The following is a 24,590-nucleotide window of genomic DNA, read 5'->3' on the forward strand; positions in this document are numbered from 1 at the left end:
TGCAGCGGCGATAGGCGCAATTCTCGTTCCGTCATTCTGAGACGCGCAACCCGCGCTCCTCAAGGGGACGGGGCAATCGGCTGCGCACTCGGTTCGCCTCTCCCCCTGTGGGAGAGGCCGGAACGCATGAAGCGAAGCGGAATGCGCTCCGGGTGAGGGGTTGCGGTCTCTCCTCGCGGTACGCCGCATGGAGAGATACCCCTCACCCCAGCCCTCTCCCACAATGGGAGAGGGGCACAGCGGAGCCAGTTGACACAGACTCGCCTCACCCCATCACGTGATGCGGCGAGCGGCCGAACGCGATTTTGAAGGCGCGGCTGAAATGCGAGACGTCGCTGAAGCCGAATGCGAGCGCAACGTCGGTGACGTGGGCGAAGCGCCGCTCGGCGAGCGCGCTGTAGGCGCCGGCGAGGCGCTGTTGCCAGAGCCAGCGGATCGGCGTCGTCCCCTCGCGCCCGAACAGGCGGTTGAGGGTGCGCGGCGCCAGGTTCTGCGCGGTGGCAATGCTGTCGAGATCGAGCCCGGGGTCGTCGAGATGGGCCAGCATGTAGGCCTTGACCCGCGCCAGCCGCTCGTCGCCATGCCGAAGCGAATCGTCAGTCAGTTCAGACTGCAGCGTTGTCGCGAAGATGTCGAGCGCGGCGGCGCCGAGCCGGATAGCCGCGGGCCCGGCGTCATCATCGAACCGCACGAACTGGCGGATGAACGAGCTCGCCAATGCACCGACCTTCGACTCGCGGCCGATCCGCCGCGCGGTCAGGCGGTGCGCGTCCGGCAGTCGCGACACCAGCAACGGCCGCGGGATCGACACCATGATCGCGTGTGCCTGCGGTGCGAATTCGAGCGTGAAGGGCTGCGACTGGTCGTGCAACATCAGATCGCCGCGATGCATCTGCGCGTCGCGCCCGTTCTGCGCAAAGCTGACCTCGCCATGCAGCGTCAGCCACAGCATGAAATAATCGCGCGAATCCTTTCTTGTGTCGCCCGAACTGCGCATCACCCTGATGCGATCGGCGGCCGCAGTCTTCGACCAGATGTCGTTGATGACCAGCGGGCCGAAATGGTGGATCGCGATCGAGGCCTGAAACGCGTCGTTCGCCAGGCGGCGGCACTCGGTCAGCGAGAACTCGCGGCAGGTGACGTGATGCCAGCGATCGAAGCTGTCACCCGGCCTGACCGCGACTGTGTGATGGTGGGCCTGCACTGGACCATGCTCCCGCTCAACCCGGCGCCGGATATTCTGCGTCGGTCGCCCGGTTCTGGCAAGCAGAGTCCAGCGACTGGCAAGCGCAGCCAAGAGCTGCGGCCGCAGCCGATGTAGAAGATGTCTCCCACCAGGAGAGGAGACACCCGATGGGCTACCAATGCGAAATCATCGATCCGGCCCGTACCGTGATGATCGTTGTCGACATGCAGAACGATTTCGTGGCCGACGGCGCCAAGCTGCGCTCGGCCCAGGCCGCCGCGATGGTGCCCCGGCTGGCGCAGACCCTGAAAGCCTGCCGCGACAAGGGCATCCGCGTCATCTACACCGCCCATGTCCATCGACGCGACGGCAGCGACATGGGACTCTATGACGACCTTTACGCGCCGATCGCCGACCGCTCGTCACTGGTCGACGGCAGCGACGGCGTCGAAATCTTCAAGGACCTGGCGCCTGCGCCAGGCGAGCACGTCATCAAGAAGCACCGCTACAGCGCGTTCTTCTCGACCGACCTCGACCTGATCCTGCGCGAATGGGGCATCACCACGGTCATCATCTCAGGCACCACGACCGAGAACTGCTGCCACGCCACCGCGCGCGACGCCATGTTCCACAATTACAAGGTGGTGTTCCTGTCGGACGTCACCGGCACGTTCGACTATCCCGACGTCGGCCAGGGCGCCATGTCGGCCGAAGAGGTGCATCGCGCTACGCTGACGATCCTGGCGTTCTCGACCGCGCATGTGATGATGGCCGCGGAGATGCTGGCGCGAGTGAAGCCGGCCGATGGAGCGGCGCAGGCGGCGTAGCGACGAGGGACGAATTCTCGCGGCGAACTCGGTTCGCCTCTCCCCTTGTGGGAGAGGCCGGAACGCATGAAGCGAAGCGCATGCGATCCGGGTGAGGGGTTGCGGTCTCTCCAGGCGGTACGCCATGTAGAGAGAAACCCCTCCCCCCAGCCCTCCCCCACAAGGTAGGGCAATCGCATTTGGGAAAAAAACTCCCTGTGGCCCATCCTTCGAGACGCCCGCCTTTGGCGGGCTTCTCAGGATGAGGTCTTGTTTTGCGGCACAATAGTAGACCCTCATGGTGAGGAGCGCCGCTTGCGGCGCGTCTCGAACCACGAGGCCGAGTACGTGCGCAGCCATCCAAGGCGGCATATGCGATAGCCCTGCCCCACAAGGGGGGAGGGAGCCCAGCGGTGCGCGTGGAAACAGCGTCTACTTCACCAGCGGACATCCACCATCGGCGAGCGGCCGGAACGCCTGATCCGCGGGAATCGTCGCGATCAGCTTGTAATAGTCGTACGGGTACTTCGACTCCTCCGGCTTCTTCACCTCGAACAGATACATCGGATGAATGACGCGGCCGTCCTGGCGGATGGTGACGTCGCCGAACAACTTGTCCTTGCCCATGATCGCCTTCATCTGCGGCACCACTACCTTGGCGTCGTCGCTGCCGGTGGCGGCGACGGCATTGAGATAGGCGAGCGTTGAGGCGTAGACGCCGGCCTGGTTGCCGCTCGGCATCTTGCCGTTCATGCCGGGACGGGCGGCAAAGCGCTTGGCAAAGTTGCGGGTGTCGTCGTTCATGTCCCAGTAGAAGGCTTCGAGCAGTTGCAGGCCCTGCGCGACTTTCAGGCCCATGCCGTGGACGTCGTTCACGAACAGCAGGAACGCGACCATGGTCTGGCCGCTTTGCTGGATGCCGAACTCGGCCGCCTGCTTCACCGCGTTGATGGTGTCGCCGCCGGCATTGGCGAGCCCGATCACCTTGGCCTTGGAATTCTGCGCCTGCAGCAGGAAGGAAGCGAAATCGGAGGTGCCGAGCGGATGCTTGCTGGAGCCGAGCACCTTGCCGCCGTGCTTCTCGATGTAGTTGGTGGCCTCGGCCTCGATGCCCTTGCCGAGCGCGTAGTCCACCGTGACGAAATACCAGTCTTTGCCGCCGCGCTGCATCATCGCGGCCGCAGTGGTGTTGCCGGTGGCCCAGGCATCGTTGACCCATTGGATGGTGTTCGGCGAGCAGGCCTTGCCGGTGAGGTCGGAGCTTGCGGTCGATGACGCCAGGAACGTCATCCTGCTGTCGCGCAGGATGGTGTTGATGGCGAGGCCGACCGCCGAGTTCGGCACGTCGACGATGGCGTCGACACCCTCGACATCGAGCCATTTGCGCGCGATCGCCGAGCCCACGTCGGCCTTGTTCTGGTGGTCGGCGTAGACGATCTCGACCTTGATGCCTTTGCCGCCGCCGGCAAAATCCTCCGCCGCCATGCGCGCGGCTTCCACCGAGCCCATGCCGTTGGTGTCCTGGAAGATGCCGGAAATGTCGTTGAGCACGCCGATCCGCACCACGTTGTCGGAAATTTCCGCCCGCGCGGTCCCTACGGCGCAGGCCAGTGCCAGCGCCAGACCCACCCCAAAGCCCCTCATTGTCCCCTCCGTTTCCTCGTTCCTCAGCCAGCCAGTCGCCGGCCTCAAGTCTTCGTCACGCTGGCGTGATCTCGACCGGCAGGCTGCCCAGCCCGCGCAGCGTGTTGTTGAAAAGGCGCCTCGGCTCGCCGACGATTTCGATCCTGGCAACGCGGCGCGCCAGCGCCGCCATCATCACCTCACCTTCAAGGCGGGCGACGAGTTGGCCGACGCACATGTGGATGCCCGAGCCGTAACCGACATGGCCCGACGTGCGACGCGTGATGTCGTAGGTGTCGGGCTGTTCCCAGCGGCGCGGATCGCGGTTGGCCGCGGCCAGGAACATCAGCACCTTCTCGCCTTCCGGGATCCTGGCGCCACTGAGCTCGACGTCGCGGGTCGTGGTGCGGAAGAAGGTCTGGACCGGACTTTCAAACCGCACCGCTTCCTCGAAGGCGTTGCGCGCCAACGTCGGATCGCCGCGCAACCTTTCGAACTGGTCGGGAAAGCGTGCCAGACAATAGACGGCGGCGCCGATGCCGTTGACGGTCGTGTCGAGACCAGCCGACAGCAGCGAACGCACCAGCAGCGGCGCTTCGGTCTCGGTAATCGCGCCGTCATCGACGTGGGCATGGATGCAGGCGCCGATGCCACCGGGCGCGAGGTTATCGCGCTGGCACTGCTCGGCAACATAGGCCTGATGTGGCGCCGAACGTTCGATGGCCTCCTCGCGGAGCCGGTTCGGCGGGCCGAAGGCGTTGAACACCAGGCTCGCATAGGGCAGCAGATGCTCGCGGCCCTCGGGCTTCAGGCCGAGCGCATCCGGGAAGATCGATAACGGATAGGCTTCCGCAAGGTCCTCGATCGCGTCGAAGCGACGCTTTTCCAGCAGCGCATCGACACGTGCCTCCGCGGCGGCGGTAAATCGACCGCGAAGCTGCTTCATCACGGTCGGCGACAGCACCGTGCTCAGCACCGCACGGGTGCGGGTATGGGCCGGCGGATCGGCCTCCAGGATCAGGCTCGGCGGCCGCCACGGCTTCTCCTTGGCGAAGTCGCTCAAGCCGACGCCGCGGCTGGAGCAGAAGGTCGCCGGATCGTTCAAGACGGCATGGACCTCGGCGTAGCGGGCCACGCCATAGACATTCCACTTGTCGAGATAGACCACGGGTGCGGCCTCACGCAGCCGCTCATGTGCCGGGAACGGGTCGGCGAAGAAGTCGAGCGCGAACGGGTCGACGTCGAGATGCGGAACGGACGTACTGGCTGTTGCAGTCATCAGGACCTCCCGAGGTTTGATCTTGTCAAGAAGGAGCGCATGTCTATTGCTCCCGGACGGTTTCGCAGCGATGATTCGAGAGATGAGCAGTCAGCCCCTTCCCCGAAAGCCCCGCCGGCCGAAACCGGCCGATCCCGCAGAAGCCGCCAACGGCCCGCTGCTCGACCTCAACCGCTATGTCCCGGCGTTCATCACCTTCATCGCCAACAAGCTGTCGAACAGCGCGACCGCCTATTACCAGAAGAATTTCGGCGTCAATGTCACCGAATGGCGGATCATATCGCAGCTTGCGATCGAGCCGGGCATTCCGGCATCGCGGATCTGCCACGTCATCGGCTTCGACAAGGGGCCGGTGAGCCGCAACCTCGCGGCGATGCAAAAGCGCGGGCTGGTGACCATCCGCACCGCGCCGGATGACGGCCGCACCCATTCGATCACCCTGACCGCCCGCGGCCGCGCCGTCCACGACAAGGTGATCGTCGCGGCGCTGGAGCGCGAGCGGCGGCTGCTGTCCTGCCTGAAGAAGGACGAGCGCGAGCTGCTGATCGACCTGCTGCGCCGGCTGCATGAGAATCTCGGCAACGTGACCGGGCAAAGCCCGAGCTGAGCGCGCGGCCGAGCCGTGCGCGGTCCGCCGCAGTACCGCGACACTCCGAAGGCTTGCGACAATGGTCCGTGCCGATCGCGCTGTGCTGCGCAATAATCTCCTCCCAAACGCATGGCCGTTGACCGGTCCTGCCCGATTGGCACCGAAGCTCGCACAGCTTAGTTGCTGAGGCAACTAAAAACCGCGCGCGTGCAGCGCGGCAAGAGGAAGTACACCCTGGAATCCAGCCGGAGCGGTCTACGGCGGTCGGGTTCACCTCGTCCGCTTGCGCGAGGGCGTCTTCGAGACAGCGAAAAGCGGGTAGCCCGGATGGAGCGCAGCGCAATCCGGGTCAGGACCATCCGCGGTGAAGCCCCGGATTTCGCTTCGCTGCATCCGGCCTACAGTCGCTCTGCACAGCGGGACTCGTGGGGGAGCGCCCCACCCCGGCCATCCCCCGAGAGAGGGCGCACTGCCAACGCGGCTGGAGCGGTGCCTAATCCTAATCGTCTCGGACGACGAACAAGCTCACCCCGCACAAGCAATCGGCTCGACCGCCGCATCGTCCTCCAGCACCGCCACCGCCGCGGCGCGGCGGGTCAGCACGGCGCGCTGGTTGATGTAGCCCTTGTCGGTGATCTCGCCGCCGTCGACGGAGGCGGGTTCAGTGAGCAGCAGCGCGCGGGTGGCATGGGCGGACGAATGGCCGCCCTGCGCCTTCAGTTTTGCGAGCCCCTGTGCGATCGCGCCGCGAACGCCGGCATGAGCAATCACATCCCTGATGTCGGCGCTCTCGGGCAGCCCGGCCAGCGCGCGGCAGGCGGCGATGTTCGGAAACACCAGGAAGCGGACCTCGTCGCGGCCATGACCCGTGACCACGATGTCCTGCGCGAGCGGCGCCAGCGCCGTAATGCCGGCGACGCGCAGCGTGCCGACAGAGACCCAGGTGCCGGAATTGAGCTTGAAATCCTCCGCGACGCGGCCGTCGAAGAACAGGCCGAGCTCGGGCCTGTCGGGATCGGCGAAGGTAACGGCATCGCCGATCAGGTAAAACCCCTCCTCGTCGAAGGCCTGTGCCGTGAGACCCGGCGCCTTCCAGTAGCCCGGTGTGACGTTCGGGCCGCGCACCCGAACCTCCAGCTTGTCGCCCGACGGCACCAGCTTGAGTTCGGTGCCGGGGATCGGCACGCCGATATTGCCAGAGCGTTTGGCGAGGAAATGACAATCGGTTGCGAGCGGCGAGGTCTCCGTCGAGCCCCAGGCCGAAACCATCGGCAGCGGGCAGCCAACAGTTTGGAGCGACAGCTCTTCCAGCGCATCCCAGAGGTTCTGCGGCAGCGCCGCGCCGGCATAGAAGGCGAACTTGGTGCCGGCGAAGAACCTGCGGCGCAGCTCCTCGTCGGTGCGCAATGCCGCGATCAGCATGTCGAAGCCGCGCGGCACGTTGAAATACACCGTCGGCACCACGCTGCGCAGATTGGCGAGCGAGGTCGAAAACAGGCCGGGCGCCGGCTTGCCGCCGTCGATATAGAGCGTGCCGCCGTTGCGCAGCACCAGGTTGAAATTGTGGTTGGCGCCGAAGGTGTGGCTCCAGGGCAGCCAGTCCAGGATGATCAGATCGTCGGCGGAGGATTCCAGGAACGTCCAGGTCTGCGCCTTCGCCTGCTGGCTCGAGGTCAGCATGCGCTGGGTGTTGATCACCGCCTTCGGCGTACCTGTCGAGCCCGAGGTGAACAGGAATTTTGCGATCGTATCCGGTGTCACCGCCGCAAACGCCGTTGCGACGTCAGGCGTTTCCGCCGTCGCCGCGATGCTGCGGAACGGCAATGCGTCGGCATCATCGGGGCTGCCGCTGACGATGGTCGCCCGATGCAGCGGCTTGATCGCGGCCAGTGCCGCCGCGAACGGCTTGGTGCTCGCGACATAGATCGCGCCGGGCTCGAGCAAGCCGACCATGCTCTTCAGCTTGTCGAAGTCCTTCGACATCAGCGAATAGGCCGGCGAGATCGCGGCCGAGGGCACGCCGACGTGCTGGGCGGCGAGCGCGAACAGCGCATGCTCGATGCTGTTGTCGGAGAGGATGACGAGCGGCCGTGCCGCGCTCAGCCCCTGCGCCAGGATCCAGGAGGCGGCGCGACGCACGATGCCGAGCGCATCGCGATAAGTGACGGTGGTCCAGGGCACCTCGGCATTGGCGCGCTCGCCCAGGAAGATGCGATCCGGCGCCTGCCGCGCCCACTGCTCCAGCCAATCGCCGACGCAGCGGGCGCTTTCCTTGAGCGGCGTAGTGGAGCGGATCAGAATGCTGCCGTCGGCACGGTGATCGGCCACGATCGCGGGCGTCGCGAACAGGCTGCCCGGATTGTCTCCGCTCGCCATCGTCATGATTCCTCCTCGCCCGCATTGCGCAGATCGCGGCAGCGAGGTGCCGCGCCTCCCGTCGGGCTCTTTGGTCACAATGTTGCGGGCACCGATTGTTGTCGTCAACAACAATCTTTCCCTGGTGACGCCGGGTGCGCTAGCATCCGGTCATGGCAAGGAAGCATCAGGCGTCACGCAAGACGATCAGAGCGGGAGCGGCAATTCGCCGCCCCGCGGCGCGCAGCGCGAATGGCGGCGTACGGAGCGACGCCCCGGAGCGGGAGATCGGCCTCGACGCGCTGGCCGGCCACGCCGGCTATGCAGTGCGGCGTTTCCAGCTCTGGATCTTCCAGGATTTCATCAAGACGCTCGCCGAAGCCGACATCCGCCCGACGCAATATTCGGTCATGACCGTGATCGGCGCCAATCCGGGGCTCAGCCAGATGGCGGTGGCGAAGCGGCTCGGGATCGAGCGCGCTCGCCTGGTGCATCTGCTCGACAGCCTGGAGCGGCGCAATCTGGTCAGCCGCAGCGCGTCCGCCACCGACCGCCGCTCGCACGCGCTGCATCTGACCGCATCAGGCAAGGCCGCGCTGGCACAATTCAAGCGGCTCGCCGCCGAGCATGAGCGACATGTCGCCGAGAAGATCGGTGAGAAGAACCGCGCGCGGCTGTTGCACATCCTCGCCAGCTTCACCTGACGAAGCTCGCGCCACTGAAGCGCGATGAATTTCGATCGAATCGGCTTAGCCTCGCGTTCGGTTCACCTCTCCCCAACGGGGAGAGGTCGATTTGCGAAAGCAAATCGGGTGAGGGGCCGCAGCGCTAACGAGAGACCGTGATCCCTCACCCGGCGCTGCGCGCCGACCTCTCCCAAGGGAGAGGTGAAGCGCCGCCGCCGCTCCAGCTCAACCTAATCTCATTACGCTTTAACCAGGCCAGATCAACTCCTGTAGCTGCACGAGGTCGCTGGCCCTGTCCGGCCAGCCTTCGATGCAGATGTGCCTGAGCGGATCGGATGCCCGGTGCAGCATCATCAGGGCCATCAGCCGCCGCTTCAGCGCGAATGTCACGTCCTGGCGCGCGATGCCGAAGCCATCAAACAAGCTGCGTACCCGGCGCGGATGGCCGGCCGCCATGAACGCGCTCGGACCGAGCAGATCGTACTCGCCCCATCCGGTCTGCACGTCGCCGAAATCGAACAGCCCGGCGAGGTGCCAGCCGTCGCCACCTTGCGCCAGCAGGAAATTCTCCGGAATGTACTCGCCGACCAAAATCACCGGCGGCGCATCCATCGGGATCAGCGCAGCCGCGTCGCGCAGGAGATCGTCGAGCCCGGCGAGGAATTTCTGCGGCAGTCCGAGCCGCTCGTGGCGGGCCCTGCACTGCGCGATCTGCTGGCGCATATATGCATCCCAGCGCGGCTCGATCGCCGACAGCGCGCCCGGCGGCACACGCTGCACCTCGGCAATCACGGCGCCGATCTCGGCGAGCACCCGCTCCTTTTGCGCGCCCGGTAGCGACGGCCACACCTCCGAGCCCACGACGCCGGCGAGGCGGGTGATGACAAGATAGGGCCAGTCGTCACGCTCGCCGACGGCTACGATCTCGGGTGTCGGAATCGCGAGCCTGCCGCGCAGCAACGTCAGTGCGGCGTGCTCGGAGACGAATTGCGGGCGCAGGAACGGCGGGAAGATCTTGAGGATCAGATCGCCACCGAGCCCGACGACGAGATTGGTGCCGGTCGAGAACACATGCAGGGCATCGCACGGCAATCCGTGGCCATCGGCAATCTCGCGCACAACCGGCAGCCAACGCGAGGTGTCGCTACGCCAGGCACGGTAGGTGTCGTGGTGGGTCAAGGGTGGAAGCAGCATTGGCGACATCATCACAGCTCGTCTGAAGTGGAGCGTAATCCGGGATCCAGCTACTGACTCTTCTCCTTCCCCCTGAAAGGGGGAAGGTCGGGATGGGGGTCGGCCACAAACGACGGTGTCTGGAGAGAGAGCAGATCCCCACCCGCTTTGCTCTGGCGAGCAAAGCGACCTCCCCTTTTCAAGGGGAGGTAAGACGTCCCCTCACTGGTCCGGATTGGCGCGCTCGAACTGGCGCAGCAGACGGTTGCCGCGCTCGACAGCGTTGTCCATCGCGGCCTGCGCGGTTCGCTTGCCGGCAAAGGCCTGCTCGAGCTCCTCCTCGATCACGTCACGGATCAGGACGAACGAGCCGAGCCGGATGCCCTTCGAATTGTCGGTCGGCTCCTTCAACGTGACTTGCTCGATTGAAATGGAGGTGCCGGGATTGCGGTCGTAGAAGCCTTGCGTGCGGGTCAGATCGAACGCGGCGCGGGTGATCGGCAGGTAGCCGGTGTTCTGATGCCAGGCGGCCTGCACCTCGGGCCGGGACAGATAGGCGAAGAACTTCGCCACCCCGGCATATTCGGCGGGCGGACGGTCGCGCAGCACCCACAGCGTGGCACCGCCGATGATCGAATTCTGCGGCGCGCCCTGCACATCGGGATAATACGGCATCATGCCGTAGCCGATCTCGAACTTCGAATTGGCCTTGATGTCGGCGCGCGTGCCCGACGAGCCGATGAAGATGCCGCATTCGCCCTTCTGGAAACGCGGCTCCGCCGCCTGCCCGCGGCCGCTATAGTCGAAGATCTTCGTCGTCTGCCACTCCGCGAGCTGCGCGATATGACGCACCACGATCGGATTGTTGAAGATCAGTTGCGCGTCGAGCCCGCCGAACCCATTGGCCCGGGTCGCGATCGGCAGGTTGTGGAAGGCGGAAAAGTTCTCGATATTGATCCAGGACGGCCACGACGTCGTGACGCCGCACATCATGCCTGCCGCGCGCAACCGCTTCGCCGCCGCGCCCACCTCGGGCCAGGTCTTCGGCGCCAGGTCCGGATCGAGCCCAGCCGAGCGGAACATGTCCTTGTTGTAGTAGAGGATCGGGGTCGAGGCATTGAACGGGAACGACAGCATGTTGCCGTCGACGTCGGCGTAATAGCCGGCGACGGCCGGCAGATAGGCCGACGGCGTGAACGCCTCCGACTGATCGCGCATCAGCTCGAACACCGGATAGATGGCGCCGCGCGCCGCCATCATGGTGGCGGTGGCGATCTCGTTGACCTGAACGATCGCCGGCTGGCTGCGCGAGCGGAATGCAAAGATCGCCGCGGTGACGGTCTCGGTATAATTGCCCTTGTAGGCCGGCACGATCCGGTAATCGGATTGCGAAGCGTTGAAGTCGGCGGCGAGCTTCTCGACCTGCTTGCCGAGCTCGCCCGACATCGCGTGCCACCACATGATCTCGGTCGAAGCTTGCGCAGGTGACACAAGCAAAAGGACCGCTGCGACGAGCTGCAGGACTTTCCTTGTGAACTTCACGACGATCCGTTCCCGGTGGCGATGTGCCGTCATAAGCCGCAACGTCGGCAGTTTCAATCGACACGGTCGGTTGCGGCGCGGAATTAACGATTTGACCAATGGGCGAACCGCCGACCTTCTGCTAAAAAAGTGTTGAACCTTTTCTTCCTGCCCTGGACACAGATCACAAGGGGAATTGTTGCCTGTGTACTGCCGCGCCTGCCTTTCGCGGACCACGACGCTCGTTGTCGCGCTGTCGTTGACGGCGGCTTCGGCGCACGCGCTTGCACGCGAATTCCAGAAACAGACCGAGGGCTCCGGCGTCAAAACCGTGACCGATTCCGACCGAAAGCCGCTCGGGGCTGCGATGGTCAGCGTCCAAGCCGATCCCGAGCGCGATCCTACGGCAGCCGCGCTGGTCGAACGCAAGGTGGAGTGACCGAAACTTGGCGGCGCCGCAACAGGACCGGAATGCAAGACCGCTGCCGGGCTTCGGACCGCAGGGCCGCTTTCGCATTGTCCAGTTACTGCGGTCGGTTCCGATCCGCTGGCGCATTCTCTCGATCGCGCTGCTCAATTCCGCTGTCGTGGTCGTGCTCGCCGTGCTGATCTGGAATGGCTCCAAGGTGCTCGGCTCGGCCTGGGAGGATGTCCGCCAGGTACGGAAGTCCGACCGGATCCTGGCCAATCTCGAGAGCGAGACCAGCCGCCTGCAGAACCTGATCCATCGCTACATCAACCAGCCAAGCCCGGACCTGTTCGCGGAGATCCTGTTGCTGCGTGAGGCCGTGCTCGGCACGCTGACGACGCGCGCCTCGACCGACCCGATGCTGTCGGGGTCGGTGGAGGAGCTTGAACGCGTCACCAGCCGCTTCCTCGACGGCTTCGGGGAGTTGCGCGCGGTGCAGGCGAAGATCTCCAAGACTTACAACGAGCAGGTGCTGGCGCCGACCAAGGACATGGCGGGGCTCTATTCGATCATCGAAGGCGCGACAGGCCATCGCGACGCGCTGATCTGGCCTTCGCTCGGCAAGTCGCGCGAGGCGTTTACCTCGCTGCTGGTCGCCGCCAACACCTACTATCTGTCGCTCGCCCCGGAATCCGCCGAAGAAGCCCGCCGCAACACCGACACGATCGAGAAGACGATCCCGATCATGACCGGTCTCGCCGAGAACGACCTGCAGCGCATGGCGCTGACGCGGCTCAAGGTCAAGACGGCAGAGCTGCGCGACGGCCTCGCCAAGCTGAGCGAGCAGCTCGCCAACCGCACCGATCTGCTGCGCAACACGGTCGATGCCAGCCAGGCCGACGCGATCGGCGCGATCGACGACCTCTCGACCAAGATGCGCCAGCGCGAGCAGAAGGCGCAGGAGACCTTCGACAGGACGCTCTCATCCATCTCGCGCCGGGTGCTGTCGATCGCGGTGATCTTTCTCGGCGTCATCATGTCTGCCGGCGTGATGATCGCGCTGTCGATCCGGCTGCCGCTGGCGCAGATCATGGCGGCGATGCGCGCCATCACCTCGGGCGATCTCGACCGGCCGGTGCAGGGCGCATCGGCCAGGGACGAGGTCGGCGCGATGGCCCGCGCCGTCGAGGTATTCCGCGAGAATGCGATCGCCAAGCGCAAGACCGAGGACGAGCTGCGCACCGCCAAGGAAAAGGCCGAGTCCGCGCTGCTCGAGCTCAACACCGCGCAGCAAAATCTGATCGATGCCGAGCGGCTTGCGGCGCTCGGCGGCCTCGTCGCCGGCGTCGCGCACGAGGTCAACAATCCGATCGGCATCAGCCTCACGGTTGCCTCGAGCTTCGCCCGTCGTGCCGAAATGTTCGAGGGCGAGCTTAAGACCGGGCCGCTGCGCCGCTCGAAGCTCGACGAATTCGTCCGCACCTCGCGAGACGCATCGCAACAACTCGTGGCCAATCTGCAGCGCGCCGGCGAGCTGATTCAATCCTTCAAGCAGGTCGCCGTCGACCGGTCGCATGCCGAGCGGCGCCAATTCAACTTGAGTGAATCGACCGACCAGATCGTCGCGAGCCTGCGCCCGGTGCTGAAGAAGGCCGCCGTCACGCTGGTGGTCGATGTGCCCGAGGGCATCTTGATCGACGGCTATCCCGGCGCCTATGGGCAAATCTTAACCAATCTTTTCCTCAACGCCGTCAATCATGCCTTCGCCGATGGCCGCTCCGGCACGATCACGATCTCGGCGCGGGCACGCGGTTCCGACGATATCGAGATCATCTTCGCCGACGACGGAGCCGGCATGACACCGGATGTGCAGCGGCAGGCGTTCGACCCGTTCTTCACGACGCGCCGCAACGACGGCGGCACGGGTCTCGGCCTGCACATCGTCTACAACCTGGTCACCCAGCAGCTCGGCGGACGCATGATGCTGGAGTCAAGGCTGGGACAAGGCACCACTTTTCGCATTATCATGCCGAGGATCGCCAGGGGCGAGCCCACCATCACTGACGCAGCAGCCGACGGAACCAGTCAATGGCCGAACAGGACGATGTCCTCCACCTGATCGACGATACCGAGAGTCCGCCGGAGGATTCGCCGGCCCGCAAATGGAAGATCGCCGTCATCGACGACGATCACGCGGTGCATGAGGGCACCCGTTTCGCACTGAGCGACTACAATCTGAACGGCGCGACGCTTGAAATCCTCTCGGCCTATTCCGCGGCCGAAGGTCGCACGCTGATGCGCGACAACCCCGACGTCGCCGCCGTGCTGCTCGACGTCATCATGGAGACCGACGTCGCCGGCCTCGAGCTCGTCGAATACATCCGCAACGAGATCAAGAACGAGACCGTCCGCATCATCTTGCGCACCGGCCAGCCCGGACAGGCACCGGAACGGCGCGTCATCGTGCAGTACGACATCAACGACTACAAGGCGAAGACCGAGCTCACCGCCGACAAGCTGTTCACCTCGCTGACCGCGGCGCTGCGCAGCTATCAGCAGCTCGAGCGCATGGTGCAGACGCGGCGCGGACTCGAGATCATCATCGACGCTGCCTCGACACTGTATGATTTCAAATCGATGCAGCGGCTGGCCGAAGGCGTGCTGACCCAGCTCGCCTCGCTGCTCAATGTCGACTGTGCCGGCATTCTGGTGCTGCGCGACAACGGCAATGCCGCGGCCGACGATTTCTCGGTGCTGGCCTGCTCTGGCTGCTACAGCCGCTTCATCGGCACCACCTCCTCGAAGGCGCTCGACCCCGACCTGCGCGAGATGGTGGAAGCCGCCTTCCAGCGCCGCAAGAATGAATTCGCCGACCACCGCAGCGTGCTCTATTCACGCACCGGCAGCGGCCGCGAGGTCGTGGTGCTGTTGCAGGCGGAGCGCCAGCTCTCCGACACCGACCGCGCGCTGGTCGAAATCTTCTCGAGCCGGCTGTCGATCGCATTCGACAACGTGATTCTCTATCAGCAGCTCCACGAGGCCAACACCCAGCTCGAAGACCGCGTCGCGCAGCGCACCCGCGCGCTGATGCAGGCCAACCGGCGGCTGTCGGCGCAGTGGCTGCGGCTGCAGCGTGCCAATGGCTTCAAGAACGAGATCCTCGGCACCGTAGCCCACGACCTGAAGAATCCGCTCGGCGTGATCCTCGGCCGCACCGAGATGCTGACCGAATTGATCGGCGCCGGCTCGCCCAAAGAAAACGTCACGGCCCAGGTCGAGCATATCAGGGACGCCACCAAGCGGCTGACCTCGATGGTCGACCATCTGATCTCGGATGCGATGGCGGACGCTTTCGACATCACCATCCGCCGCGAGCCAGTCGACGTCGCAGCCCTTGTCAACGAGGTGACCGAGGCGAACCTGCCCTCGGCGATCAACAAGCAGCAGAGCATCTCGGTCTCGGGGCCGCAGCAATTCGTCACCATGTGCGACGCCGACCGCATCCGCGAGGCGATCGACAACCTCGTCAGCAACGCCATCAAATATTCGCCGATCGGCGGCAAGATCACGGTCGCCGTCAGCCACGAGGCCGACAGCACCGTGATCCGCATCGCCGATCAGGGTCCCGGCCTCAGCCCTGAGGACCTCGGGCGGCTGTTCGGCCGGTTCCAGCGGCTCTCGGCCAAGCCGACCGCGGGCGAGAGTTCAACCGGCCTCGGGCTTTCGATCGTCAAGCGCATCATCGACATGCATGGCGGCCATGTGACCGCGCAGAGCCCGGGCCCCGGACAGGGGTCGACCTTTACGGTTACATTGCCCGCGACAGAGGCATCATGAGCCAGACACCGCATATCTTCATCGTCGACGACGAGGCGCCGGCCCGCGAAATGGTAGGCGATTATCTCAAGATGCACGGCTTTGGCGTGACGCTGTGCGATGGCGGCAAGAGCCTGCGCAAGGAGATCGAGACCGCCACGCCCGATCTCGTCGTGCTGGATCTCAACATGCCCGAGGAAGACGGGCTGTCGATCGTCCGCGATCTCAAGAGTCGCATCAACGTCCCCGTCATCATGCTGACGGCTACTGCCAGCCCGATCGACCGCGTGGTCGGGCTCGAGCTCGGCGCCGACGACTATGTCGCCAAGCCCTGCGAGTTGCGCGAGCTGATGGCGCGCATCCGTTCGGTGCTGCGCCGGAGCGGCCCGGCGAAGGCGGCGGCGCCGGAACCGGCGAGCGCGAAGGCGGAAAAGGAGCAACTGGTGCGGTTCGGCACCAAATGGCTCGATCTCGAGGCCCAGGCGCTGCGCGACGACGAGGGCAACGAGCACCCGCTGACCGCGTCCGAATTCGGCCTGCTGAAGGTGTTCGCGGCCAACCCCAAGCGCGTGCTGTCGCGCGAGCGGCTGTTGGAACTAGCCAATGCGCGCGATGCCGAGGCCTTCGACCGCGCCGTCGACCTCCGCATCATGCGGATCCGCCGCAAGATCGAGTTCGATCCGACCAAGCCCTCGGTGATCCGGACCATCCGGGGCGGCGGCTATCTGTTCTCGCCGACCGGCGACAAGGCGTAATCTATTCCGCAGCTACCCCGTCACCCTGAGGAGCGCGCTCTTGCGCGCGTCTCGAAGGGTCGACGGCCACCAGTGGGGCCGTTCATCCTTCGAGGCTCGCTCCGCTCGCACCTCAGGATGACGGATCCGCACGCGCGTATCGGTGTCAAATCCACCGATTTGGCTGTGCGGCACACCCAGAATCCACACAGCTAAGGCTGTCAATTTGCGCAAAAATCCCTAGATTTCGGCCATGCCGAAAACAGCCTCCAAAACTTCCGCCAAGCCCGCTTCCAAGACCGCCGCCGCCAAACCCGTCGCCGCCAAGGCCACGGCGAAGGGCGATCACGTCTTCCTGGTCGACGGCTCGTCCTACATCTTCCGCGCCTATCACGCTCTGCCGCCGCTGAACCGCAAATCCGACGGGTTGCAGGTCAACGCCGTGCTCGGCTTCTGCAACATGCTGTGGAAACTGCTGCGCGACATGCCCGAGGACAACCGGCCGACCCACCTGGCGATCGTGTTCGACAAGTCCGAGATCACCTTCCGCAACAAGCTCTATCCCGACTACAAGGCGCACCGGCCGCCGGCACCGGACGACCTGATCCCGCAATTCGCGCTGATCCGCGAGGCGGTGCGCGCCTTCGAGCTGCCCTGTCTCGAGCAGATCGGCTTCGAGGCCGACGATTTGATCGCGACCTATGCGCGGCAGGCTACCGAGCGCGGCGCGACCACGACGATCGTGTCATCCGACAAGGACCTGATGCAGCTCGTCACCGACAAGGTCGTGATGTACGACACCATGAAGGACCGCCGCATCGGCCGCGACGAGGTGATCGAGAAGTTCGGCGTGCCGCCGGAGAAGGTGGTCGAGGTGCAGGCGCTGGCCGGCGACTCCACCGACAACGTGCCCGGTGTTCCCGGCATCGGCGTCAAGACTGCGGCGCAGCTCATCATCGAATATGGCGACCTCGACCAGTTGCTGTTTCGCGCCACCGAGATCAAGCAGCCGAAGCGGCGCGAGGCGCTGCTCGAGAATGCCGAGAAGGCGCGGATCTCGCGCCAGCTCGTGCTGCTCGACGACAAGGTCGATCTCGAAGTGCCGCTCGACGATCTTGCGGTGCACGAGCCCGACGCGCGCAAGCTGATCGCCTTCCTCAAGGCGATGGAGTTCTCCACCCTCACCCGCCGCGTCGCCGAGTATTCGCAGATCGACCCGGCCGACGTCGAGGCCGATCCCGGCAATAAGAGCGGCGCCAGCGTGTTCTCGCCGCTGCCACCTTCGGATGTGAAGCCGGCGCCCGGATCGGGACAGGAAGCGGGCGGGGTCGCGACCGCGACGGCGAAACCGCGCGCCAAGCCGGCCGGGGCCCGGGACGACAAGGCTTCCAGCCTGAAGGGCACGCCGGCTGCGCTCGCAGAAACCCGCGGCGAGGCGATCCGCAAGATCAGTTTCGATCGCAAGGCCTACCAGACGATCGGCAGTCTCGATCAATTGCGGGCATTCCTCGCGCGCGTGCACGACACCGGTCACTTCGCGGTCGAAGCGATGTCGGAGTCGATCGACCCGATGCAGGCTGAGCTTTCCGGACTGGCGCTGGCGCTGGCGCCCAACGAGGCCTGCTATGTGCCGCTCGGCCACAAGCAGCCCGGCGGCGGCGCCGGCCTGTTCGACGCGGGGCTTGCGCCCGGCCAGCTCAAGACCGCCGAGGTGCTGGACGCGCTGAAGCCGCTGCTGGAATCGGCTGGCATCCAGAAGGTCGGATTCAACGTCAAGTTCGCCGCGGTGCTGCTGGCGCAGCACGGCATCACGCTGCGCAACTATGATGATGCGCAGTTGATGTCCTACGCCCTCGATGCGGGCCGTGGCTCGCATGCGCTGGAGTCGCTGGCCGAGCGCTGGTTCGGCCATGCCGTCGTCAACTACGGCGGGCTGGTCGGCAGCGGCAAGGGCAAGCTGACCTTCGATCAGATCGCGATCGACAAGGCGGCGGAGTATTCGGCCGAAAGCGCCGACGTGACCCTGCGCCTGTGGCGGGTGCTGAAGCCGCGCCTGATCGCCGAGCGGATGCTGACGGTTTACGAAACGCTGGAGCGGCCGCTGGTGGCGGTGCTGGCGCGGATGGAACGGCGTGGCATCTCGATCGACCGCCAGGTGCTGTCGCGGCTGTCGGGCGATTTCGCCCAGACCGCTGCACGCGTCGAGGCCGAGATCCAGGAGATCGCGGGCGAGCCGGTCAATGTCGGCAGCCCGAAGCAGATCGGCGACATCATCTTCGGCAAGATGGGATTGCCCGGTGGCAGCAAGACCAAGACCGGCGCCTGGTCGACCACCGCGCAGGTGCTCGATGAGCTCGCCGAACAGGGCCACGAATTCCCGAAGAAGATTCTGGAGTGGCGCCAGGTCTCGAAGCTGAAATCGACTTACACCGATGCGCTGCCGACCTATGTCAACCCGCAGACCCATCGCGTGCACACGACCTACGCGCTGGCCGCGACGACGACGGGCCGGCTGTCGTCGAACGAGCCGAACTTGCAGAACATCCCGGTTCGCACCGAGGACGGCCGCAAGATCCGCCGTGCCTTCATCGCCACCCCCGGCCACAAGCTGGTGTCGGCGGACTATTCGCAGATTGAATTGCGGCTGCTCGCCGAGATCGCCGACGTTCCGGTGCTGCGCCAGGCCTTCCGCGACGGCCTCGACATTCACGCGATGACCGCATCCGAAATGTTCGGCGTGCCGATCAAGGACATGCCGAGCGAGGTGCGCCGCCGTGCGAAGGCGATCAATTTCGGCATCATCTACGGCATCTCGGCGTTCGGGCTCGCCAATCAGCTCGGCATCGCCCGCGAGGAAGCCTCCGCCTACATCAAGAAATACTTCGAGCGCTTCCCGGGCATCCGCGCGTACATGGACGAGACCAAGGATTCCTGCCGCAGGAACGGCTATGTCACCACGTTGTTTGGCCGAAAAATGTACTATCCCGACATCAAGGCCTCCAACGCCTCGGTGCGCGCCTTCAACGAGCGCGCCGCGATCAACGCCCGCCTGCAAGGCACCGCGGCCGATATCATCCGCCGCGCCATGGTCCGGATCGAGGACGCGCTCACAGAAAAGAAGCTGTCGGCGCAGATGCTGCTCCAGGTGCATGACGAATTGATCTTCGAGGCGCCCGATGACGAGGTCGCGGCCACGCTGCCTGTGGTGCAGAAGGTGATGCAGGACGCGCCGTTCCCGGCGGTGATCCTGTCGCTGCCATTGCAGGTCGATGCGCGCGCGGCGACCAACTGGGACGAGGCGCATTAGTGCTTGCCTCGCCCCTCCCCGCTTGGGGCAGGGCTATCGCGTATGCCGCCTTGAGCGGCTGTGCACGTACTCGGCCTCGTGGTTCGAGACGCGCCGCAAGCGGCGCTCCTCACCATGAGGGTCTACTATTGTGCCGCAAAACAAGACCTCATCCTGAGGAGTCCGCCAAAGGCGGGCGTCTCGAAGGATGGCCGCAGGGCGCTTTTCTCCCAAACGCAATGCCCTACCGCTTGGGGAGAGGTCGATGGCATCGCAGATGCCATCCGGGTGAGGGCGCATCTCCGCTACATTGCTCCGAGAGCAATTCCGGAATGGCCGCGCGACTGACGGCACGCTAGAAGTGCGTGCATCCCTCGCGAGACCCGCCATGCCCCACACATCCGCTCTGCTCGGCTTTGCGCTGATCTGCCTTGGCATGGTGCTGACACCGGGGCCGAACATGATCTACCTGATCTCGCGCTCGATCACGCAAGGGCCCGCGGCTGGCATCGTCTCGCTCGGCGGCGTGGCGCTCGGCTTCGTGTTCTACATGCTGTGCGCGGCCTTCGGCATCACCGCGCTGTTGTTCGCGATCCCCTACGCCTATGACGCGCTGCGCCTCGCCGGCGCGGCCTATCTGCTGTGGCTGGCCTGGCAGGCCGTGAGGCCCGGCGGCCACTCGCCCTTCCAGGTCAAGACGCTGAAGATCGACGGCCCGCGCAAGCTGTTCGCGATGGGCTTCGTCACCAATCTGCTCAACCCGAAGATCGCGATGCTTTATCTCGCGTTGCTGCCGCAGTTCATCGATCCCGCCGGCGGCAGCGTGCTGACGCAGTCGCTTGCGCTCGGCACGATCCAGATCGCGATCAGCGTCAGCGTCAACGCGATGATCGCGCTTGCCGCGGGCTCGATCGCGCTGTTCCTCGGCACCCGCCCGACCTGGCTGTTGGTGCAGCGCTGGCTGATGGGCACGGTGCTGACGGGGCTTGCGGTGAAGATGGCGCTCGAGACGCGACGGGCCTAGCAAGTACCCTCTCCCCTTGTGGGAGAGGGTGGCGAAATCGAGCGGAGCGAGATGAAGCCGGGTGAGGGGTCTCTATCCGCGGATACAAACCCCTCATCCGGCTCGCATCTGTCGATGCGAGCCACCTTCTCCCACAAGGGGAGAAGGGAAGAACCTTCACCCCCTCAATCCAGCTTGGCTTCCATGCCCCGCTTCGTGGCGGGGCGGGCCATCAGTGCGTCGTACCAGCGCTTGACGTTGGGGAAGTCGGCGAGATCGACCTTGTGGCGGGGGTGGCGCCAGGCCCAGCCGAGGATCGCGAAATCGGCAACCGAGAGGTCGCCGGCGACGAATTCGCGGCCAGCCAACCGGCGATCCAGCACGCCATAGAGCCGGCGCGTCTCGGCCGTGTAGCGCTTCAGGCCGTAGGCGCGGTCCTGCTCGTTCTCCAGCGCGATGAAATGGTGCACCTGGCCCGGCATCGGGCCGAACCCGCCCATCTGCCACATCAGCCACTCATAGACCGGAATCCGCTCGGCGAGCGATTTCGGCAGGAACTTGCCGGTCTTCTCGCCGAGATAGAGCAGGATCGCGCCGGACTCGAAGATGCTGACGCGTTTTCCCCCCGGGCCGTCTGGATCGACGATCGCCGGGATCTTGTTGTTCGGGCTGATCTCGAGGAACGCGGGCGCCATCTGCTCGCCCTTGGTGATGTTGACCGGGATCACCTTGTAGGGCAGGCCCATTTCCTCCAGCGCTACCGAAATCTTGCGGCCGTTCGGCGTGTTCCAGGTGTGGAGTTCGATGGTCATTGTCGTTTCCTCGCAAGCGTTTGGCGTCTGCTTACGGGGAACCGGAAGGCCGCACAACCCGTGCTTTCCGCACATGTGTCAGCCGAAAATCGCCGCGCGGGCGCTGTTGACGATGTCATTTCAGCGCTGGAATGTGCCGGAAAGCGCCGATAGATTGCCGCCCGCCTCGAACCCTTAGGGAAAAAGCCTTGTCGAAATCAGCCTCCCGTGCCCGCCTCGCCGAGATCATCCGCAAGCGCTCGTTTGGCCGCGGCGAGATCACGCTGGCGTCGGGCCGCAAGAGCGATTTCTATTTCAACCTGAAGCCGACGATGCTCGACCCCGAGGGCGCGGCGCTGCTTGCCGAGCTCACCTATGAGGCACTGAAGGACGACAGGCTCGATTTCGTCGGCGGCCTCGAGATGGGCGCGGTGCCGCTCGCCGGCGCCATCGCGCAGCTCTCCTGGCTGAAGGGCCATCCGATCGCGGCCTTCTTCGTGCGCAAGAAACCGAAGGAGCACGGCGCGCGGCTCTCGGTGGAAGGGCTCGCCAAGGACGAGACGCTTCAAGGCAAGCGCATCGTGATTGTCGAGGACGTCACCACGACCGGCGGCTCGGCGCTGAAAGCGGTGGAGGCCGTGCGCGAGGCCGGCGGCGAGGTCGCGCTGGTCTTCACCATGGTCGATCGCGAAGAAGGCGCGACCGAAACCTTTGCGGAGGCTGGGCTACCGTTCCGCGCGCTGTTCACGGCGGGCGAGTTTCTCAAGGGCTGAACTCTCACAGCATGCTCTCGTGGCCGGGTTTCACCCAGGCATGACGAATGGAACCGGGCGCACGCTCGATCCTCCCTAGATTCACCATAATCAATCGCTCGTTTACCATCCGACACTAGGGTGAATCGTGCCGAGGCAACGATCGCCGCGGCGCTTTCGATCGGGTGGAGCGAGCGTTGCGTACAGGATTGAACGATCGGCGCATGCAGCGTCGCCTGATGCTTGTCGCCGCCGCGTTGGCCGGCGTCGCCATCAACATGCCTGTCCCAGCATCAGCCGAAGGCCTGCTCGACTTCTTCTTCGGCGGCGGGCAACGGCAGCCGCCGCGCCAAGCCGCGCCGCAACCCAATTTCTTCCCTGATCCGTTCGGCCTCAACCAGCAGGCGGAACGGCCGCCCTCCGCGCCGACGTCGGCACCGCGCGTCGCGGGATCGGGACCGGCCTTCTGCGTGCGCAGTTGCGATGGCAAATATTTCCCGCTGACCATGCGCGGCAACGCCACGCCGGTGCAGCTCTGCCAGTCATTCTGTCCGGCGAGCCCGACCAAGGTTTACTACGGCAGCAACATCGACAGCGCCGCATCGACCACCGGCGAGCGCTACGCCGACAGCGAGAACGCCTACGCCTATCGCAAGGCGCTGCGCGCCGACTGCACATGCAATGGCCGCGACCCGGCCGGCCTCGCGCCGGTCGACCTCACGCTCGACGTCTCGCTGCGTGCCGGCGATGTGGTCGCAACCAGCGACGGCCTTGTCGCCTACACCGGCATCCGCGTCGGCAACGACCAGGCGTTCGACTTCACCCCGGTCGCGTCCTATCCCGGGCTGACGGCCGCGGTGCGTGCGCGACTCGGTGAAATGAAGGTCGCGCCGGCTGGCGCCGACGCCGGCAGCGACGCGCCACCGCCGGAAACGAGCCGCGACGCCGCTCCCTCTGCCCCGCCCGCGGCGGCGCCAAAGACCCCGGCGCCGAAGCCCGCCAAGCGGGCGGAAGTGAACTGACGGCCTCAGCCGTCACTCCCTGATGATGCGCAGCAGGAGACCTCAGACGCGCAGTGCGCGCCGGGGAATCCTGGGGTTCTCAGGTGCAAGGTCGCACGGAATCACGTCACGACACATAGTCAGCGCGCCACGATCACACCGATCACATTGGGCGCGGCTAGATACTTGTCCTCGATCGCTGCACGCGCCGCGGCGCGGTTCTCCGGATTGAGGATGCCGCGCTTCTCGGCGAGGATCATCCAGCAATAGCCCCACCAGTCCGTCAGCATCCCCTGATCGTCGACGAGATCGTAGCCCTGCTCGGCGGCGAAGATGCGCGCATGGGCCTCGTCGAGCGAATCCAGCCAGGCGTGATCCTCGAGCGAGAACAGATCGTCGCTGAAATCATCCGTGGTGTAGCCCCAGATCGACATGCAGACCGCGTTGAACTCGCGGTCGAGCTGATCGTCATCGACCCATTGGCGCCGCGAGGCCTGATGCAGCCGCGACAGCGAGCGTGCGAAATCCGCGATGCGGGTCAGAGCGAACTGATCAAAGGCGATGGTGGACATGTAGTCCTCGCGAAGGCTGATAGGCCATAGATATTGTGCCGGCAGGGGTGCCGAATCACAATGATATATCAAAGACTTGCTAAAGTGTTCTTAATTTGTTCTGATTCACCAATTGCGTCGCCCCGGCGAAGGCCGGGGCCCATCACCACCGCTGCTGGAACATTTGCGCGATCGGCCCTGAGATGAACTCAGTAGCCTATTACGTTTATATTCTCGCCAGCCGCCGCCATGGGACACTTTACATTGGAATGAGCAACGATCTTCGAAATCGGCTCATGCTGCATCGCTCCGGACGCGGTTCGCAATTCGTCAAGAAGTACGGCGTCACGCGACTGGTCTACGTAGAGATCTACGCTTCACCACAGGAGGCAATCGCACGGGAGAAAGCGCTGAAGGAATGGCGCCGCGACTGGAAGATTCGTCTGATTGAGCAGGACAATCCAGAGTGGAGCGATCTATCCCATCTTCTCTGACAACTGTGGTTACGGGCCCCGGCCTTCGCCGGGGCGACGAGTTGTGAGGGACGCCATCCCCACGAAGGAGCTACAAAAGCAATACGGGCCGCTGAACATGTCAGCGGCCCGCCGTAGAAATTGCTTCGGAATGAAATGTGCCTGCCCCACGCGCGGCAATTCCTCTTGTAGAGAGCTCGTTAAGTCCAGGGAATCCGTATCACCACGGTGTTCCCGTTGCGCGCGGCGTGACATTCGGGGTGACGCTGAAGCTGCAGCTCAGGACGTCGGCAATGTGGCCGATTTTAGCTGTTGCGTAGGCCGCGCTCGTGGCAGTGATGCAAATCACGAGCAAGGTTGCGGCCACGATCTCTATCAATAGCCTCATCGCGCATCCTCCGTTAAGGTGTCGCAAGATCTCGGCCTTGGAAGCTGACTATAACAGCGGTGATGGCAGGTTCGAAGGGTTCCCAGGTCGGCCCGGTCCTTGCATAAAATCACGGCAGCGCACTGCACGGCAGGCTCGCAATGGTTTCGATTGCGGCGCAACGTGCGT

General features: G+C 64.9%; 20 protein-coding genes. 12 read left to right on the forward strand and 8 right to left on the reverse strand.

Annotated elements, in window-relative coordinates:
- Positions 1 to 265 precede the first annotated feature (265 nt).
- Positions 266 to 1,204 (reverse strand): helix-turn-helix domain-containing protein, encoded by a 939-nt coding sequence (locus P6U25_RS34130; RefSeq protein WP_407149120.1) that lies wholly within the window; start codon positions 1,202 to 1,204, stop codon positions 266 to 268.
- Between the two features lie 149 nt (positions 1,205 to 1,353).
- Here P6U25_RS34130 and P6U25_RS34135 point away from each other — a divergent pair, with 149 nt between their 5' ends.
- Positions 1,354 to 2,013 (forward strand): cysteine hydrolase family protein, encoded by a 660-nt coding sequence (locus tag P6U25_RS34135; protein WP_407149121.1) that lies wholly within the window; start codon positions 1,354 to 1,356, stop codon positions 2,011 to 2,013.
- 411 nt (positions 2,014 to 2,424) lie between these two features.
- On the opposite strand, the gene P6U25_RS34140 is transcribed toward P6U25_RS34135, so the two are convergent.
- A complete protein-coding gene (locus P6U25_RS34140) occupies positions 2,425 to 3,636 on the reverse strand; it encodes an ABC transporter substrate-binding protein (protein ID WP_407149122.1) in 1,212 nt (403 codons plus the stop codon).
- Positions 3,637 to 3,691: 55 nt separating this feature from the next.
- Complete coding sequence (locus P6U25_RS34145) at positions 3,692 to 4,894, reverse strand: cytochrome P450 (protein ID WP_407149123.1); 1,203 nt, start codon at positions 4,892 to 4,894, stop codon at positions 3,692 to 3,694.
- An 82-nt stretch (positions 4,895 to 4,976) separates the two neighbouring features.
- Here P6U25_RS34145 and P6U25_RS34150 point away from each other — a divergent pair, with 82 nt between their 5' ends.
- Positions 4,977 to 5,501, forward strand: coding sequence for a MarR family winged helix-turn-helix transcriptional regulator (locus P6U25_RS34150; RefSeq protein ID WP_407149124.1), 525 nt, complete (start codon positions 4,977 to 4,979; stop codon positions 5,499 to 5,501).
- Between the two features lie 507 nt (positions 5,502 to 6,008).
- On the opposite strand, the gene P6U25_RS34155 is transcribed toward P6U25_RS34150, so the two are convergent.
- Positions 6,009 to 7,865, reverse strand: a complete 1,857-nt coding sequence (locus P6U25_RS34155) for a feruloyl-CoA synthase (RefSeq protein ID WP_407149125.1) — start codon at positions 7,863 to 7,865, stop codon at positions 6,009 to 6,011.
- Positions 7,866 to 8,011: 146 nt separating this feature from the next.
- On the opposite strand from P6U25_RS34155, the gene P6U25_RS34160 reads away from it, so the two are divergent.
- Positions 8,012 to 8,542 (forward strand): MarR family winged helix-turn-helix transcriptional regulator, encoded by a 531-nt coding sequence (locus tag P6U25_RS34160; RefSeq protein ID WP_407149126.1) that lies wholly within the window; start codon positions 8,012 to 8,014, stop codon positions 8,540 to 8,542.
- Positions 8,543 to 8,770: 228 nt separating this feature from the next.
- Here the strand turns inward: P6U25_RS34160 and P6U25_RS34165 are convergent, their stop codons facing one another.
- Complete coding sequence (locus P6U25_RS34165; RefSeq protein ID WP_407149127.1) at positions 8,771 to 9,718, reverse strand: phosphotransferase; 948 nt, start codon at positions 9,716 to 9,718, stop codon at positions 8,771 to 8,773.
- A gap of 201 nt (positions 9,719 to 9,919) precedes the next feature.
- Complete coding sequence (ugpB, locus tag P6U25_RS34170; protein WP_407149128.1) at positions 9,920 to 11,239, reverse strand: sn-glycerol-3-phosphate ABC transporter substrate-binding protein UgpB; 1,320 nt, start codon at positions 11,237 to 11,239, stop codon at positions 9,920 to 9,922.
- Between the two features lie 178 nt (positions 11,240 to 11,417).
- Here ugpB and P6U25_RS34175 point away from each other — a divergent pair, with 178 nt between their 5' ends.
- The 6 genes from P6U25_RS34175 (at position 11,418) to P6U25_RS34200 (ending at position 20,487) form a co-directional block, all read left to right on the forward strand.
- Positions 11,418 to 11,657: a hypothetical protein gene (locus P6U25_RS34175; RefSeq protein WP_407149129.1), complete on the forward strand. Its 240-nt coding sequence runs from the start codon at positions 11,418 to 11,420 to the stop codon at positions 11,655 to 11,657.
- A gap of 43 nt (positions 11,658 to 11,700) precedes the next feature.
- Positions 11,701 to 13,746, forward strand: a complete 2,046-nt coding sequence (locus P6U25_RS34180; protein ID WP_407152693.1) for an ATP-binding protein — start codon at positions 11,701 to 11,703, stop codon at positions 13,744 to 13,746.
- Positions 13,716 to 15,464 (forward strand): DUF3369 domain-containing protein, encoded by a 1,749-nt coding sequence (locus P6U25_RS34185; protein ID WP_407149131.1) that lies wholly within the window; start codon positions 13,716 to 13,718, stop codon positions 15,462 to 15,464. The genes P6U25_RS34180 and P6U25_RS34185 overlap by 31 nt, the downstream gene beginning before the upstream one ends.
- Positions 15,461 to 16,198 carry a response regulator gene (locus P6U25_RS34190; protein WP_407149132.1) on the forward strand — a complete coding sequence of 246 codons (738 nt, stop codon included), beginning with the start codon at positions 15,461 to 15,463 and terminating at the stop codon, positions 16,196 to 16,198. Before P6U25_RS34185 ends, P6U25_RS34190 begins: the two co-directional genes overlap by 4 nt.
- A gap of 232 nt (positions 16,199 to 16,430) precedes the next feature.
- Positions 16,431 to 19,484 carry a DNA polymerase I gene (gene polA / locus P6U25_RS34195; RefSeq protein ID WP_407149133.1) on the forward strand — a complete coding sequence of 1,018 codons (3,054 nt, stop codon included), beginning with the start codon at positions 16,431 to 16,433 and terminating at the stop codon, positions 19,482 to 19,484.
- Positions 19,485 to 19,851: 367 nt separating this feature from the next.
- Complete coding sequence (locus tag P6U25_RS34200; RefSeq protein WP_407149135.1) at positions 19,852 to 20,487, forward strand: LysE family translocator; 636 nt, start codon at positions 19,852 to 19,854, stop codon at positions 20,485 to 20,487.
- A 164-nt stretch (positions 20,488 to 20,651) separates the two neighbouring features.
- On the opposite strand, the gene P6U25_RS34205 is transcribed toward P6U25_RS34200, so the two are convergent.
- Positions 20,652 to 21,278 carry a glutathione S-transferase family protein gene (locus tag P6U25_RS34205; RefSeq protein WP_407149137.1) on the reverse strand — a complete coding sequence of 209 codons (627 nt, stop codon included), beginning with the start codon at positions 21,276 to 21,278 and terminating at the stop codon, positions 20,652 to 20,654.
- A gap of 188 nt (positions 21,279 to 21,466) precedes the next feature.
- Between P6U25_RS34205 and pyrE the strand changes: the two genes are divergently transcribed.
- Both pyrE and P6U25_RS34215 read left to right on the forward strand, forming a co-directional pair.
- Entirely contained in the window at positions 21,467 to 22,030 is a 564-nt protein-coding gene (gene pyrE / locus P6U25_RS34210) for an orotate phosphoribosyltransferase (protein WP_407149138.1), read from the forward strand.
- 203 nt (positions 22,031 to 22,233) lie between these two features.
- Positions 22,234 to 23,031 carry a DUF2865 domain-containing protein gene (locus P6U25_RS34215; RefSeq protein WP_407149139.1) on the forward strand — a complete coding sequence of 266 codons (798 nt, stop codon included), beginning with the start codon at positions 22,234 to 22,236 and terminating at the stop codon, positions 23,029 to 23,031.
- A 119-nt stretch (positions 23,032 to 23,150) separates the two neighbouring features.
- Here the strand turns inward: P6U25_RS34215 and P6U25_RS34220 are convergent, their stop codons facing one another.
- Entirely contained in the window at positions 23,151 to 23,582 is a 432-nt protein-coding gene (locus P6U25_RS34220; protein ID WP_407149140.1) for a hypothetical protein, read from the reverse strand.
- Between the two features lie 182 nt (positions 23,583 to 23,764).
- Between P6U25_RS34220 and P6U25_RS34225 the strand changes: the two genes are divergently transcribed.
- Positions 23,765 to 24,055, forward strand: a complete 291-nt coding sequence (locus P6U25_RS34225) for a GIY-YIG nuclease family protein (RefSeq protein WP_407149141.1) — start codon at positions 23,765 to 23,767, stop codon at positions 24,053 to 24,055.
- Positions 24,056 to 24,590: the final 535 nt, after the last annotated feature.

Source organism: Bradyrhizobium sp. ORS 86 (assembly GCF_045571475.1).
Classification (GTDB): domain Bacteria; phylum Pseudomonadota; class Alphaproteobacteria; order Rhizobiales; family Xanthobacteraceae; genus Bradyrhizobium.

Excerpts from the sequence above, each read along its gene's own strand:
- P6U25_RS34215 (WP_407149139.1), top strand. The coding sequence starts at position 22,234 with ATGCAGCGTCGCCTGATGCTTGTCGCCGCCGCGTTGGCCGGCGTCGCC.
- P6U25_RS34220 (WP_407149140.1), bottom strand. The coding sequence starts at position 23,582 with ATGTCCACCATCGCCTTTGATCAGTTCGCTCTGACCCGCATCGCGGAT.
- P6U25_RS34200 (WP_407149135.1), top strand. The coding sequence starts at position 19,852 with ATGCCCCACACATCCGCTCTGCTCGGCTTTGCGCTGATCTGCCTTGGC.
- P6U25_RS34205 (WP_407149137.1), bottom strand. The coding sequence starts at position 21,278 with ATGACCATCGAACTCCACACCTGGAACACGCCGAACGGCCGCAAGATT.
- P6U25_RS34150 (WP_407149124.1), top strand. The coding sequence starts at position 4,977 with ATGAGCAGTCAGCCCCTTCCCCGAAAGCCCCGCCGGCCGAAACCGGCC.
- polA (WP_407149133.1), top strand. The coding sequence starts at position 16,431 with ATGCCGAAAACAGCCTCCAAAACTTCCGCCAAGCCCGCTTCCAAGACC.
- P6U25_RS34135 (WP_407149121.1), top strand. The coding sequence starts at position 1,354 with ATGGGCTACCAATGCGAAATCATCGATCCGGCCCGTACCGTGATGATC.
- P6U25_RS34165 (WP_407149127.1), bottom strand. The coding sequence starts at position 9,718 with ATGCTGCTTCCACCCTTGACCCACCACGACACCTACCGTGCCTGGCGT.
- P6U25_RS34190 (WP_407149132.1), top strand. The coding sequence starts at position 15,461 with ATGAGCCAGACACCGCATATCTTCATCGTCGACGACGAGGCGCCGGCC.
- P6U25_RS34145 (WP_407149123.1), bottom strand. The coding sequence starts at position 4,894 with ATGACTGCAACAGCCAGTACGTCCGTTCCGCATCTCGACGTCGACCCG.
- P6U25_RS34185 (WP_407149131.1), top strand. The coding sequence starts at position 13,716 with ATGGCCGAACAGGACGATGTCCTCCACCTGATCGACGATACCGAGAGT.
- P6U25_RS34140 (WP_407149122.1), bottom strand. The coding sequence starts at position 3,636 with ATGAGGGGCTTTGGGGTGGGTCTGGCGCTGGCACTGGCCTGCGCCGTA.
- P6U25_RS34225 (WP_407149141.1), top strand. The coding sequence starts at position 23,765 with ATGAACTCAGTAGCCTATTACGTTTATATTCTCGCCAGCCGCCGCCAT.
- P6U25_RS34160 (WP_407149126.1), top strand. The coding sequence starts at position 8,012 with ATGGCAAGGAAGCATCAGGCGTCACGCAAGACGATCAGAGCGGGAGCG.
- P6U25_RS34155 (WP_407149125.1), bottom strand. The coding sequence starts at position 7,865 with ATGACGATGGCGAGCGGAGACAATCCGGGCAGCCTGTTCGCGACGCCC.